We start from the raw sequence: 13300 nt of genomic DNA, 5'->3' as shown, positions 1-13300 counted from the left end.
GTTCGTCGATCAGAGGTGAGTTCCCAGCACGGTCAGGCAATAAACGACTGAAAAACGCCTTGTTCTACTCCGCATTCGCGGTTATCCGCAGCCACGAACCGTCACGGCGGTATTACGAACGCAAACGCGCTGAAGGAAAACGCCACAACGCAGCAGTCATCTGCCTGGCACGACGCCGATGCAATGTCATCTACGCGCTGCTGAAAAACAAGGAGTTCTTCCGCGAAATCCCGCCACGCCCCGTCGCCGCATAAAGCCCAAAGACGAAGCCGACCAGCACACCCTGGCCGGCTCCTAGGCACGCCTAAGAAACTACTCCCAAGACTGTACTCGCCAACATCGGCCCGACACTTGACAAAAACATAGGGACACCCCCCATTACGTTGTTAGCAGTTCCACCTCAGGGCACCGAAGATTCATAGCCTGTCCACCCGATTGGGCGGGTTATGTTTAATTCCGTTCCCTCCGTCTGAAAGGACAGTGACATACTCAAACTGCTAATAGGAACCTGACCCAGCCCAGGTGGTATGAGGTCTCACAGTAATGTGGTTCGAAGTTGACGTCGGACCACTGCCGAATCGGCGAACGTGATCGTACTGGCATTTGTATGCCGGCACGTCGCATCCTGGGAATCGACAGTGCAGGTCACGGCCAGCAACCGCCGCCTTGATGCTCTCCGTTGGCGCATAGCCTTTACACTCTGCATACCCCGGCGCGGACAGGTGCGTCACGCGCTGCAGCCAGGTTTTGGAAGCGGAGCGGTTCAGCCAGTGGTCCTCCCCTAGCACCGCGCCGTCATTCGCCGGATCGTGGTAAAGGTTCAGCGTCACCGATACATCGGCCTTATCCGTGATTAGTCGCACGATTGCCTCCGGCTGTGAACAGTCGTATTTGGCGGCGGTGGCGCGCACGATCTTGTCGATCTCAATCCCCTGCATTCGCGTGACTCGCAGCGTAAACGTGGTGTACTCCGGGTCTCGACAATCCACGCCGAGGCCTGGCTCCATCACAGTGGCCTCATCCCTAGGTATGACATCACGATCGACCTCCTGCAAAATCTTGGAGATGCGGTTGTGGATCGTCCGCGGCGAGGGGATGTGCTGGTTAGGACGTGTGGGCGTCAATACCTCAAGAACCTTCTGTTCCACCATCGCGCGATCGTCGAGCGACACCGCGAGAAGATCTTGCGCTACTCGCAGCACATGGCGAGAAGTGAAACACCCCCGGCTAAAGAGCTCGGTGAGGTGCGGGTAATCCCGCAACACAAAGGCGGCTTCAGCCCAGGACTCCGCCACCCCGGCCGATATTCCCAGCCGCACGGCAAGGCGGGTGCAGAAATCGGGCACCAGATCCTGCCCGTCCGGCGCACATGCCATGATCAGATGAAACTGCTGCTGATTAAGCTGCCGCGCCGCGACCGTCAGCGAATCCGACGAGGTAGCTATACGAAACGATGGTGGCAAGGTGGGATCTTTTGTGTGCATGGTACTCCCCTAAGTACAGCGCTGGCGATGTGGTGCCGCCGCCAGACTTCCTAGAACAATATTAGAACACACAAACAAACCAAGTCAATAGCGATCCAAACCTTTTTCTTTTTTAACGACGCCAACGGCTCAAACAGTACGAATACCAGTAAAGCTAAAGTGCAGGTTTTAGATAATATGTTCTAACCCTCTAGAAGATCATCTGCGTGCACCAAATGATGCTTGAAAGCAAAAAGCACCGCGTGGACACGATCCCTCGAGTGAGTCTTCATCAACACTCGCCCAACATGCGTCTTGACGGTGGGGAGCGAGATATAGAGCTTGTCGGCAATCTCTTGGTTGCTATATCCCAGGCCAATAAGCTGTAGGATCTCCAGTTCCCGCGGAGTAAGAGGATCAGGCAAGTCGAGCTCTACAGACTCACGGCGCTGTGGGGTCTGCGCCATGCGGATAGTACGCAACAGGCGCGCGGTCGCTTTTGGACTAATAACCGCCGCGGACTCACCCACCGTGCGAACGGCGGAGATGAGATCCTCGGGGTCAGTGTCCTTAAGCAGGAAACCACTAGCTCCAGCCTCAACCGCGCCGAGAACATAATTGTCATTATCGAAGGTAGTGAGCACAATAACGCGCGCACCGGTACCGCCAGCGACAACCTGGCGAGTGGCCTCGATGCCATCCATACGGGGCATCTGCACATCCATGAGGATGATATCCACAGGATCCGACTCGGCCAGCTCGCAAGCATCCTTCCCATCAGCAGCTTGCCAGGCGACAGTAATATCGTCCTGCGAATCCAATACCAGGCCAAAACCGGCACGCACCAACTGCTGGTCGTCGGCCAAACCCACCCGAATCACTTAATCCTCCTTCGCATAAGGCACCGTTGCCATTACGTTCCACCCACCGGGGTACACCGCCGAGGCACCCCACTTGGCCTGACCACCGTGAATCGCCACACGCTGGCGAATACCCGTCAAGCCTCGGCCAGATCCCTCGATCTGCTCGTCGCCAGGTGCATTGTCCACGGTAATGGTGACTTGGGTGGACTCCCACTCCAGCCTCACTTGCGCGGGCACAGATCCCGCATGTTTCAGAACATTGGTCAGGGATTCCTGCACAATGCGATAAACACTCAAGTCGCGGACCTCATCCAGCTGACGTGGTTCACCAGTGACGTGCAGCTCCACCTGAACGCCACTGCGCTTTGCATCCGCTACTAGGTCGGGAATACTGGCCACCCCAGGGGTGACGGCAGCAGAACGCGGCGAAGGGGCGTCATCATGAAGAACAGAAAGAAGTTCGCGCATCTGGGTCAGGGCCGAGCGACCGCGCGCGGCGATAGTGTCGAGGGCTTCGATGGCCTTGTCGGGATCCTTACGGCCCGCGTAGCGCCCGCCGTCCGCCTGCGCGATGACGACGGTGAGGGAATGTGCGACGATGTCGTGCAACTCGCGGGCGATGCGGTTGCGCTCGCTAACGGTGGCGAGCTCGGCGCGGGCAGCCAGCGCCTCCACCGCCTGGTCGCGGCGCAACGAAAAACGGCCAGCCAGCCACATCAGGGCGATGGTCACAGCGGCGAGAAGGGCGATTACTCCCCAGAACACCCAAAACTCAGCGGTCCGAAAATCATCACCGCCCCACGCAAAATCACCGTCTCTTCCCTTGCGCGCGTTGTAAATGGTCCCCCACGCCATCGCGTAGAAAGAGCCGAGCAACAGCAAAGTCAGCCACAGCTTGCGGCGCAGCATCAGCCTTGCGGAGATGAAGTAAGCCTCATAGGCCACCACCAAATAGCCAAGCGGCCACACTAACAGCGCAGACGTCGCATAGGCATACATGCCAACTGCGGTGACTGCCACACCCCATTCGGGTCGAAAGCGTTGGAGGAGCAAGCCAATGAACCCCAAAACTAGACCTGTGCTGGCAACAGCAACCTGCCAGGTGTTGATATTCATACCAGTGCCAAACGTGCTTCCGGCACCGAAAAAGAAGAACACCATGACCACAACAGCTACAAGCACCCACCAGGAGGCATCCCGCCACCACACCGGGCGAGGAACTGCTTCATAAGACATGTATGAAGAGTCTAGTTACAGGCGCACCCTATCGCCGTAAACAAGCAGGCCATTAACGAAACGGGTGAGGAACGGCGGCGAAAAGTGGCTGGTAGCCTCCAGCAGCCTCGTCTTCCAACCGACCGGAAAATGCACCTTCGTCGGGCTACGGCGCGGCGCGGTCACGGCCCTTACTACCTCTGCAGCCACGTCTTGTGGGGTTGTGGACGCCCCCAGCCGCCGCATGCCCGCCGTTTCCACATCGGCGATGAGCGCCGTCCGCGAGTACAGGGGCAAGACGGTGCGGACGCGAATGTTGTGCTTATCCCACTCGAAATCCAGCGCCTCGGAGATGCCACGGACGGCGAACTTGGTGGCAGAGTAGGTGGCCATATCTGGGGTGCCGTAGATGGAGGAGGCACTGCAGACGTTGACGACCACGCCGTTGCCGGCGGCTTTGAGGTGTTCGAAGGCCGCCCGGCAGCCGTAGATCACGCCCTTGACGTTGACGTCGACGAGGGCGGAATCCTGCTGAAAGCTCCCGCGGTCGATGAAGTCGCCACCGTAGAGAACGCCCGCGTTGTTAATGAGTGCATTGATTCCCCCGGCGCGGGCGGCGAAGTCGGCGACGGTGGTGGACCACTGGTCGGGATCGGTGACGTCGAGGGTGCCGGGGATAATGTTCGGATGTTTAGCCCAGCCGCGGACCTTGTCTCCGTAGAGGTCGTAGGCACCGACGGTCCAGCCGGCCTCGGCGAAGGACTCAGCGATTGCGCGGCCGAATCCTTGGGCCGCGCCAGTAACGAGTATTGATTTCATACTCCTAACTACTACAGTAGCCAGAGTACATAAGCTACGAATTCCCGTAAGAAAGCCGCCGGGCGGGCACTGGCTGGCGTGGCGGATCCCGCGACGGTGAAGCTGAAGGGACGTTCCTGCTGCAGCTCGCGAGCCAGGCCTCGAGTACGGAGGACGTGAAAATCACTGGTCACAATGCCAATATGGGGGTTGTGGAGCCCCAGTAAATCCAACGAGTAGAGAATATTCTCGCGTGTGTTGGTCGCTGCTTCCTCGCAAAGGACTGTGTGTCCACTGCCCGAAAGGTAGCGGCGCATCGCGTCAGCCTCAGTGCACGGCTCGTCCGGTCCCTGGCCACCGCTGACGATGAGTGGCACCCCGGGAGGGCACAGCCGAACCGCCTGGTCACAGCGCAAAGCCAGCAGCGGGCTAGGTCGATCGCGGAAAAGGCCGGCTCCGAGAACGACTGTGGCGTCACAAGTTTCGGGAAGAGAGACCGACCTAGAGCGGTACGCGGCGGAAACGAAGAGGACCAATCCCCCGGCGACGAATACCCAAGTCAGTAGCCCCACAACGGCCAGCACAGGCCGCGACCCCAACAGCGCCAATCCACCAAAACCCCAGGTAAACATGCCCGCCGCGGCCACCACGGTGCTGAGGTGCACCCAGCCGCGCTTGTCGGAGCGCAGAGCCATCGGCAGCTGCCAGACGGCCACGGCTGCCAGAACCGCCACGTGTGCCCACCACACGGGCCAAGCCACGCCGAGCGCGAGTAGTGCACCCCAGCCGAGCTCGGCGATCGCCAGGGCGACGACCCCTACCCAGTTAGAACGCTTCACCCCATCAGCTTCTGCTGCAGGGCACGATCCTTCTCCAGCACCGCGTCGCGCATGTTCTCCTGGTACTCGACCATCTTGTCCATCAGCGCTGCATCCGCCACCGCGAGGGTGCGCACAGCCAGCAGGCCAGCGTTCTTCGCGCCATCGATGGAGACGGTGGCAGTCGGCACTCCGCCCGGCATCTGCACGATAGAGAGCAGGGAATCCAGGCCATCCAGGTTGCCCAAAGCACGCGGAATGCCAATCACCGGCAGCGGAGTAGCTGCGGCGACCATGCCCGGCAGGTGGGCGGCACCGCCGGCGCAGGCGATGATCACCTTCACGCCGCGGGAGTGGGCGGTGCGGGCGTAGTCAAGCATGCGCTCCGGGGTGCGGTGCGCGGAGACCACGCCGACCTCGAAGGGGATGCCGAACTCGGCCAGCACCTCAGCGGCCGGTTCGACGGTGGGCCAGTCGGAGTCGGACCCCATCACCAGGCCGACCAGCGGGGTGCGTGCGTTCTCAGTCATCGGTTAGTCCTCCCATTCGGCGGTTTCCAGGAACTTTGCGGCCAAGCGCGCCTGTGCACGGGTGAGTTCCGGATCCTCGCCCAGCATATTGACGTGGCCGATCTTACGGCGCGGGCGCCAATCCTTGCCGTACATGTGGATCTTTGCGTTCGGGAATCGACGCCATACCGCATCCATACGCTCGTGCATCGGCATCGCCGGATCCTCGGGCGCTCCGAGCACATTTGCCATGACCACCACCGGCGCGGTGGGTTCCGTGGAACCCAGCGGGCGATCCAGTACGGCGCGAACGTGCTGCTCGAACTGGCTGGTGATGCAACCATCCTGGGTCCAGTGGCCGGTGTTGTGCGGGCGCATCGCCAGCTCGTTAACGATGATCTCCGGCTGGTCGTTCTCGTCGGTGGTCTCGAACAACTCCACCGCCAGCACACCGGTCACTCCCAGCTCCGCAACGATCTCGCGGGACAGCTGCTCGGCGGCGGCCAGGATCTCAAGCGTGGAGTTTGGGGCGGGCGCCACGGCCTCCACACAGATGCCATCTTCCTGTAGCGATTCCACCGCTGGCCACGCCTGCACCTGGCCGGAGGGAGTACGCGCCACCATGGCGGACAGCTCACGGACCAGCGCGACCTTCTTTTCCGCCATCAGGGGGATCTCCTTGTCCAGCAGCTTCTCCACCAACTCGCGGGCTTCCTCCACCGTGGCGGGGAACCACACACCCTTGCCGTCGTAGCCACCACGGCGCGCCTTTAGACAGACCTGGCCTCCTACGGCGTCAAAGAACCCGGCGATATCATCGGCAGATTCGATGGCGGCGAAGGCAGGCACCGGTGCCCCCATCTCGCGCAGCTTCTTACGCATCACCAACTTGTCCTGAGCATGGATCAGCGCCGCCGGCTGTGGCTGCACGTTCACCCCCTGGGCAATGAGATCATCCAGGAAACGATTGGGCACGTGCTCGTGGTCGAAGGTCACCGCGTCGGAATCCTGTGACACCTCGCGAACGTGCTCCTCCAGCGCGTAATCCCCCAACACCACATCGGCGGTGACTTGCGCAGCCGAAGAGTCCGAGGCGCCGGCCAGCACCCGGCAACTCAAGCCCAGCTCGATGGCTGCTTGCTGTGTCATTCGCGCCAGCTGACCGTCACCGATGATCGTCACCAGCGGCGCACCCGGCGCATGTGCAGTCTCTCGGGCTAGTGACCAGTCGGCAGTATTCTTCCCATTGCTTTCACTCACAACCCCCAACTATAGTTCCCTGCCCCGACACTCTTAATCTGGCTCTTCAGCAGCCTTTCAAACTTACGGGTATAAGGCACCGAATGGAGCACCAGCGGCACACGCGCCCCGGCCACGTACACCGCAACATCCCCTCGGTATGCGCGGCAATCAACGATATTGGCCAGCGGGATCTGGCCGATTCGGCTGCGCACATGTCCACTGGCGGTAATCAGTCGCCTGTCAGTCAACAGCATTCGGGAGCGCGCGCGGAAAACCAGGTGCCGAACGCAGCGCCTCCAGCAAACTATCAACCAAAGGAGCAACAAGCCCCGACGGAGCCAGGTAAAAGACTCCACCGTGGGGGCGTCCAAAGCATGGGTCGCCATGTACTGATCCAGTGCACCGATTCCCATCCAGAACAAGCCCGTCCACACCAGTAGGCGCAGTACCGGGAAGAACATGGAACGACGGGCGGGACTGAGCTCGGCGAGAATTTGTTCGTCAGGGTCAAAAGTGATCTTGCTCATGCGTATCGGCCCCCGTAATCACCGCTACCGTCGGCGCGCAGGTGCACGATCTCCCCGGCGCGGATTACCCGCGTGCCGGTATCGGTGCGAATGAGCAGCTCACCATCGTTATCAATGTCAGCGGCCTGTCCTTCCACTACCTCGTCGCCGGGTAGAAAGGCGCGCACAGAGGTACCGATGGTTGCGGATAGCTGGCGGTATCGCGGCAGCACGGTCTGTGCTGCTCCTCCCAATCGACGCCACCTCTCCAGATTCGCGGCCAATTCCGCGAACACTGCCACCGCAATATCCTCGCGTTTCGGGCAGGGAACGCCCAACCGGGCGCACTCCAAATCAATGGAGCTGGCGTGGGCGACGGGCAATTCTTCGACCTGCAGGTCGTAGTTAATGCCAAATCCCAGGATGATGGCCGGGTGCGGATTCAGATGTACGGCCTCTACCAGGATCCCAACGAGCTTACGACTATCCAGGACGCAGTCGTTGGGCCATTTCAGCTGCAGCGGAATATCAGCGGAAGAGCGGATACCGGATGCGATCGACAATCCGGTAAGCAGCGGCAGAAGTCCAATTCGGTCGGTTGGCACGTCGGGCAGGCGCAGCAGGACGGAGCAAATCAACTGGCTGCGCGCTGGGGCTTCGAAGGAACGTCCTTTGCGGCCGCGCCCGGCGGTCTGCTCCTCGGCCATCAGCAGGCTCATGTCGGGCAGATCCTCGCCACTGCGCACACGGTCGGCTAGGTCAGTGCTGGTGGAGCCGGTGGATTCCACTATTTCGACATGCCGATAGCCCAGTGGTGCCAGGCGCTCGGCCAGATGGCGGGGATCCAGCGGAGTGCGCATGAACCGTGCCGTCCTTTCTTTTCACATGCCTTTCCCAAGACACTCTAGCCCCACCAATAACGGCGTGGGAGTTTTTACACCGTATTATGGCCACCATGAGCTCTACCACCGACACATCAACCACCGCCGGGAAGATCGCCGACCTCCGCGATCGCCTGGCGGAGACCCACAAGCCGCAGGGAGACGAGATCCCGCGCGCTCGTCGCCGCGTGGACGCACTATTGGACGCCGGTAGCTTCGTGGAGACCGACGCACTCGCCCGCCACCGCGCGACCGCATTTAAGGCCGATAAGTTCCGCCCCGTTACCGATGGAATCGTCGCCGGCTACGGCACCATCGACGGCCGCCCCGTCTGCGTATTTTCACAGGATGCAACCCTCTTCGACGGCCAGATTGGTGAGACCGCCGGCGAGAAGATCCTGAAAGTCATGGAACTGGCAGTGAAGTCCGGTACCCCGCTGATCGGCATCTACGAGGGCACCGGCGCCCGCCCGCACGAGGGCATTACCGCGCTGGAGTACTTCTCCCGCATCCACAGCCTGCAGGCCAAGCTCTCCGGCGTGGTTCCGCAGATCGCTCTCGTCGCCGGCCCCACCAGTGGCGCGCTGGTGCACTCGGTAGTTCTGTCCGACATCGTCGTTGCCGTCAAGAACGCAGGCGGTCTCGTTGCTGACGCCGCAGACGGCACCGCCCACCTCTACGCCGAGGACGATGCCTCCGCACTGGGACTCGTCGCGGACATCCTGGGGTACCTGCCCAGCAATAACCGTGCTCTCCCCTTGCGCGGCGAAGATGGCGAGGCAGAGGCCGGCGAGCTGGACAACCTCATCCCGGACTCCGACTCGCAGGCCTATGACATGCACGCGGTTCTCAACCGGGTGGTAGATGCTAACACCGTAGTAGAGCTGCAGAAGTTCCACGCACCGAACCTGATTACGGCACTGGCGCGGGTCGGCGGCCGGAATGTGGGCGTCATTGCGAACCAACCTGAGCAACAAGCAGGAGCGATCGATGCCACGGCAGCCGAGAAGGCCGCGCGTTTCATCCGCTTCTGCGACGCATTCAACGTACCCCTGGTGACCTTCGTAGACTCCGTTGGCTACGCACCCGACGCGCTCTTCCGCCGCACCGCGAAACTTATCGGAGTGACCGCAACGGCATCCGTCGGCAAGATCGCGGTGATTACCCGCAAGGCTTTCGGGGATGCGTACCTCTCGCTAGGGGCCAAGCGCCTGGGTACCGACCTGGTCTACGCATGGCCCACGGCACAAATTGCACAGGACGATAGCTACCAAGCGGAGCCCTACTCCGCCGCCGAACGGGGCTTGGTCGACGCCGTGATTCCCCCGTCGGAGACCCGCGTCCGCATTATCGACGGGCTGCGCCTGGTGGAGCGCAAGGCCGAGGATGGCTATCCGCGCAAGCACGACAACCTGCCGTTCTAGGAGTAAGCGCGTGACAGACTTTCAGGTGATCAAGGGCAATCCGAACGAGGTAGAGACCCGGGCGCTGCAACTTATCGTGGACGACCTAGCGGCCGAAGCCGCAGCACTGCGCGACGCTAAGCCCGACACCCGCGGGCACTATGGGCGCGAGATGCCACACGGTAACCCGGGGGCTTTCCGCAATCCGCGGATGCCGCGAGGCTAGTGGCAGGGCGAGAAATATGAAACTCACTCTGGCCAGCACCTCGCCCGCCCGCGAGAAGGTACTGAACGCCGCCGGGGTCTACCCGTGCAAGGTCGCACCGGGCGTGGACGAGGAGGCTGCGGTAGCAAAACTGGTGAACCCCTCCCCTGCTGAGTACGTACAGCATCTGGCCACCGCCAAGGCGCAAGCGGTCGAGGGAGAGCTGGTCTTGGGCGGCGATAGCATGCTGCTCATCGACGGGGAGCTCCAGGGCAAACCGCACACGCACGAAGAGACGGTGCGGCGGTGGCGCCAGCAGCGCGGGAAGCGCGCGGAGCTTATTACAGGGCATGCGCTAATTGACGCCGCTACGGGTCAGCTTTACGAGGAAGTAGTTGCCACTACGATCCAATTCGCCGACGTATCCGATCGTGCCATCGAGGCTTATGCTGCCACGGGAGAGCCATTGGAGTGCGCGGGCGCTTTCACTCTGGAAGCGCTCGGCGGGTGGTTTATCGAGAGTATCGACGGCCACCCGTCCGCCGTGATTGGGCTTTCACTACCCGCGCTACGCCGCGGGTTGGCAAGCTTCGGCTATGACTTCTCCGACCTGTGGGACTAGTCGGCCTTGACGGAGCGCTGCTCTGGGCCGACATAGCTAGATAGAGGGCGGATGAGGGCATTATCCGCATTCTGCTCCACGATGTGGGCGGTCCAGCCAACGACGCGGGCCAGCACGAAGATCGGGGTGAAGAACGGAATATCGATGCCCAGCATGTAGTAAGTCGGCCCAGCTGGGAAGTCCAAGTTGGGCTGAATACCGGTGCGCTGATCCATTGCCTTTTGCATGTTGTCGTACATGTCGACCCAGCGTTGGCCATCGTGGTTGGCGGCGGTGCGACGCATAGCGGCCTCCATGGTCGGCACGCGCGAATCGCCCTTCTTATACACGCGGTGGCCGAAGCCCATGATCTTATTCTTCGCATCGCACTGATCGAGTACCCACTGTTCAGCGGTGCCTGGGTCGTCGACAGCAAGGAAGTTGTGCATCACAGCCTCGTTCGCACCGCCATGCAGCGGCCCCTTGAGGGCACCGATGGCTCCAGTGACTGCGGAGTACACATCGCTCATAGTGGAGCTGATGACGCGCCCGGTGAACGTGGAAGCATTAAAGCCATGCTCCGCGTACAGAGTAAGTGACTGATCAAATGCTTCCACGTCATCGCGGTTATTGGCCGGGCTCCCCTCTTCGTCTCCGAAGCACATGTAGAGGAAGTTCTCGGCAATATCGCGGTCGCGGGATGGCGGAATGTACTCCAGGTTCTTCCGGCGACGCAGGTCGTAGGCGACAATCGTTGGCAGCTTCGCCAACAGAGTCAGCCCTGTGCGGCGTACCGTGTCCGGGGCGCGGTCGTCCGCGTTGAGATCCTCGGTGCCGAACACACTCACCGCTGTGCGCAGCACATCCATGGGGTGCGCAGTCTTGGGCAGGGAATTGATGAGGTCCAGCATGCTGCGGTCGATCGGACGCAGGGCGCGCTCGCGCTGGCGGAACTGTTCTAACTCGCGGAAGTCCGGAAGTTCACCGTTCCACAACAGATAAGCAACGTCCTCAAAGGTGCAGTGCTCTGCCAATTCTTCCACGGGATAGCCACGGTAAGTCAGTGAATTGGTCTCCGGGTTTACCTTTGAGATACCGGAGGTGTCCACGACCACACCGTTAAGGCCCTTGTTGATGTTCTTTTCAGTGCCTGTGGCGTTGGACGTCTTGTTGGATTGGGCGCGGGGCGTGGTGAAGTTGGTGCGTCCGCGGTCGAAGGGTGCGTTAGAAACCTTGATGGGCTTAGTCATGGTGAGGTGTCCTTTCGAGTTAGAAAATGCCGCCGGGGATCTGCGGGGCGCGTGCGAGCACGTCGTCGCTGACCACTAGGTTCAGCTGGCCGAGCTCGCCGGGTGCCAGGTCGGCAGTGGCTTCAGCGACGGCCAGGAAGCGATCCTGCTCCACCTCGTCCACCACTCCCTCAGCCAAGGTGCGGAACTTGGCTATGTAGTCGGTGCGACCGAAGGGGCGGGCTCCCAGCGGATGCGCATCCGCCACGGCCAGCTCGTCAACGATCTCGGTGCCATCGCGCAGAGTGACCACTGCTTTGCAGCCGAAGGCCTTCTCCGCCGGGTCGGTGGAGTGATAGCGGCGGGTCCACTCCGGATCTTCCACGGTGGAAATCTTGCGCCATAGCTCGACGGTCTCCGGGCGCTGAGCGCGTTCTGGCGCATAGGAGCGTTCGTGATGCCACTCGCCGTCTTCCAGGGCGACGGCGAAGATGTACATCACGGAGTGATCCAACGTCTCGCGCGACGCAGTGGGGTCGAACTTCTGCGGGTCGCCCGAGCCGGTACCGATCACGTAGTGGGTGTGATGGCTGGTGTGCAGGACAATGCTCTCCACCTGGCTGAGGTCGCCGATCCTGTCGCGCATCCGGCGGGCCAGGTCGATCGGTGCCTGGGACTGGTACTCCGCGGAGTGCTCCTTGGTGTAGGTATCAAGGATCGCCCGCTTCGGCTCTCCCGGTTCCGGCAGGGGCACGACGAAGTGCGCATCCGGGCCGTCCAGCAGCCAAGCGATAACACCGTCTTCGCCTTCCCAAATCGGCGCTGGCGCACCCTCGCCACGCATGGCGCGGTCGACAGCCTCCACGGCCATTTTCCCGGCGAAGGCCGGCGCGTGAGCCTTCCACGAACTGATTAGTCCCTTGCGTGACTGGCGAGTAGCCGTGGTGGTGTGCAGCGCCTGCCCGACGGCTTGGTAAATCACTTGCGGGTCCAGCCGCAACAAGGTGCCGATACCTGCAGCCGCAGACGGCCCCAGGTGAGCCACGTGATCGATCTTGTGCTTATGGAGGGAAATTCCCTTGACCAGATCCACCTGGATCTCATAGCCCGTTGCGATCCCGCGGATCAGATCGCGCCCTCCCAGGCCGCGGGCTTGTGCAACAGCCAGGATCGGCGGAATGTTATCGCCAGGGTGGGAATACTCGGCGGCTAGGAAAGTATCGTGAAAATCTAGCTCACGCACCGCCACGCCGTTGGCCCAGGCAGCCCATTCGGGGGAAACTGTGGCGTCAGTACCAAAAACGGCGCAGGGCCCAGAGTGGCACAGCGCCTGACTGCGCGCCGACGAGACGGGACGACGCAGAATGGATGCGGCAGCGACGGCCGCATTATCGATGATGCGGTTGACCACCATGTCCGCGGTGTCTTGCGGCACCTCGACCGGGTCGGCGGCGACCTGCGCAACCTTCCAGGCGAGGTGTTCTTCCTGCGGAAAGTCGTCCGCCGAGGGGTGGACGCGAACGTCGTGGTTAATCATCGCGGGGGTTAGGTCCTTTCAGGGATGGAG

14 protein-coding genes and 1 pseudogene are annotated in these 13300 nt (G+C 61.5%); 4 read left to right on the top strand and 11 right to left on the bottom strand.

From position 1 onward, the window contains the following. A pseudogene (locus ACUY2T_RS06930) lies at positions 1-254 on the top strand (IS110 family transposase); the annotation flags it as partial. A gap of 243 nt (positions 255-497) precedes the next feature. On the opposite strand, the gene ACUY2T_RS06925 reads toward ACUY2T_RS06930, so the two are convergent. From ACUY2T_RS06925 to ACUY2T_RS06885, 9 genes are all read right to left on the bottom strand, one after another. Continuing rightward, the gene (locus ACUY2T_RS06925; RefSeq protein ID WP_448308051.1) at positions 498-1463 is read right to left on the bottom strand and encodes an HNH endonuclease signature motif containing protein; all 966 of its coding nucleotides are present in this window, start codon (positions 1461-1463) and stop codon (positions 498-500) included. 203 nt (positions 1464-1666) lie between these two features. Further along, positions 1667-2344 (bottom strand): response regulator, encoded by a 678-nt coding sequence (locus ACUY2T_RS06920; RefSeq protein ID WP_293790769.1) that lies wholly within the window; start codon positions 2342-2344, stop codon positions 1667-1669. Further along, positions 2345-3562, bottom strand: coding sequence for a sensor histidine kinase (locus tag ACUY2T_RS06915; protein WP_296212990.1), 1218 nt, complete (start codon positions 3560-3562; stop codon positions 2345-2347). It lies immediately after the preceding gene. 15 nt (positions 3563-3577) lie between these two features. Then, the gene (locus tag ACUY2T_RS06910) at positions 3578-4360 is read right to left on the bottom strand and encodes an SDR family oxidoreductase (protein ID WP_448308050.1); all 783 of its coding nucleotides are present in this window, start codon (positions 4358-4360) and stop codon (positions 3578-3580) included. An 11-nt stretch (positions 4361-4371) separates the two neighbouring features. Continuing rightward, a complete protein-coding gene (locus ACUY2T_RS06905; RefSeq protein WP_448308049.1) occupies positions 4372-5178 on the bottom strand; it encodes a YdcF family protein in 807 nt (268 codons plus the stop codon). Then, the gene (gene purE, locus ACUY2T_RS06900) at positions 5175-5687 is read right to left on the bottom strand and encodes a 5-(carboxyamino)imidazole ribonucleotide mutase (protein ID WP_287861887.1); all 513 of its coding nucleotides are present in this window, start codon (positions 5685-5687) and stop codon (positions 5175-5177) included. Before purE ends, ACUY2T_RS06905 begins: the two co-directional genes overlap by 4 nt. A 3-nt stretch (positions 5688-5690) precedes the next feature. Beyond that, positions 5691-6926 (bottom strand): 5-(carboxyamino)imidazole ribonucleotide synthase, encoded by a 1236-nt coding sequence (locus ACUY2T_RS06895; RefSeq protein ID WP_448308048.1) that lies wholly within the window; start codon positions 6924-6926, stop codon positions 5691-5693. Then, positions 6923-7435 (bottom strand): hypothetical protein, encoded by a 513-nt coding sequence (locus ACUY2T_RS06890; RefSeq protein ID WP_293790764.1) that lies wholly within the window; start codon positions 7433-7435, stop codon positions 6923-6925. Before ACUY2T_RS06890 ends, ACUY2T_RS06895 begins: the two co-directional genes overlap by 4 nt. After that, entirely contained in the window at positions 7432-8274 is an 843-nt protein-coding gene (locus tag ACUY2T_RS06885; protein WP_448308047.1) for a biotin--[acetyl-CoA-carboxylase] ligase, read from the bottom strand. Before ACUY2T_RS06885 ends, ACUY2T_RS06890 begins: the two co-directional genes overlap by 4 nt. A gap of 86 nt (positions 8275-8360) precedes the next feature. On the opposite strand from ACUY2T_RS06885, the gene ACUY2T_RS06880 reads away from it, so the two are divergent. Genes ACUY2T_RS06880 through ACUY2T_RS06870 form a run of 3 tightly spaced genes read left to right on the top strand, consistent with a single transcriptional unit; the run spans position 8361 to position 10525 of the window. Then, a complete protein-coding gene (locus tag ACUY2T_RS06880) occupies positions 8361-9719 on the top strand; it encodes an acyl-CoA carboxylase subunit beta (protein WP_293790762.1) in 1359 nt (452 codons plus the stop codon). A gap of 10 nt (positions 9720-9729) precedes the next feature. After that, positions 9730-9924: an acyl-CoA carboxylase epsilon subunit gene (locus tag ACUY2T_RS06875; RefSeq protein ID WP_293790761.1), complete on the top strand. Its 195-nt coding sequence runs from the start codon at positions 9730-9732 to the stop codon at positions 9922-9924. A 16-nt stretch (positions 9925-9940) separates the two neighbouring features. Beyond that, positions 9941-10525, top strand: coding sequence for a Maf family protein (locus ACUY2T_RS06870; protein WP_448308046.1), 585 nt, complete (start codon positions 9941-9943; stop codon positions 10523-10525). Here the strand turns inward: ACUY2T_RS06870 and ACUY2T_RS06865 are convergent. Both ACUY2T_RS06865 and prpD read right to left on the bottom strand, forming a co-directional pair. Continuing rightward, on the bottom strand, positions 10522-11754 hold the full coding sequence (locus tag ACUY2T_RS06865) for a bifunctional 2-methylcitrate synthase/citrate synthase (protein WP_448308045.1): 1233 nt from the start codon (positions 11752-11754) through the stop codon (positions 10522-10524). The genes ACUY2T_RS06870 and ACUY2T_RS06865 overlap by 4 nt on opposite strands. A 19-nt stretch (positions 11755-11773) precedes the next feature. Continuing rightward, on the bottom strand, positions 11774-13270 hold the full coding sequence (prpD, locus tag ACUY2T_RS06860) for a 2-methylcitrate dehydratase PrpD (RefSeq protein WP_448308044.1): 1497 nt from the start codon (positions 13268-13270) through the stop codon (positions 11774-11776). Positions 13271-13300 lie beyond the last annotated feature (30 nt).

Source organism: Corynebacterium sp. 22-2729 (assembly GCF_053479475.1).
Note: the sequence above shows the minus strand (reverse complement) of the source record. Positions and strands in the feature narration are given on the sequence as shown.

Coding starts and splice junctions, on each gene's coding strand:
- ACUY2T_RS06915 (WP_296212990.1), bottom strand. CDS start 3,562: ATGTCTTATGAAGCAGTTCCTCGCCCGGTGTGGTGGCGGGATGCCTCC.
- ACUY2T_RS06910 (WP_448308050.1), bottom strand. CDS start 4,360: ATGAAATCAATACTCGTTACTGGCGCGGCCCAAGGATTCGGCCGCGCA.
- purE (WP_287861887.1), bottom strand. CDS start 5,687: ATGACTGAGAACGCACGCACCCCGCTGGTCGGCCTGGTGATGGGGTCC.
- ACUY2T_RS06890 (WP_293790764.1), bottom strand. CDS start 7,435: ATGAGCAAGATCACTTTTGACCCTGACGAACAAATTCTCGCCGAGCTC.
- ACUY2T_RS06885 (WP_448308047.1), bottom strand. CDS start 8,274: ATGCGCACTCCGCTGGATCCCCGCCATCTGGCCGAGCGCCTGGCACCA.
- ACUY2T_RS06880 (WP_293790762.1), top strand. CDS start 8,361: ATGGCCACCATGAGCTCTACCACCGACACATCAACCACCGCCGGGAAG.
- ACUY2T_RS06870 (WP_448308046.1), top strand. CDS start 9,941: ATGAAACTCACTCTGGCCAGCACCTCGCCCGCCCGCGAGAAGGTACTG.
- ACUY2T_RS06865 (WP_448308045.1), bottom strand. CDS start 11,754: ATGACTAAGCCCATCAAGGTTTCTAACGCACCCTTCGACCGCGGACGC.
- prpD (WP_448308044.1), bottom strand. CDS start 13,270: ATGATTAACCACGACGTTCGCGTCCACCCCTCGGCGGACGACTTTCCG.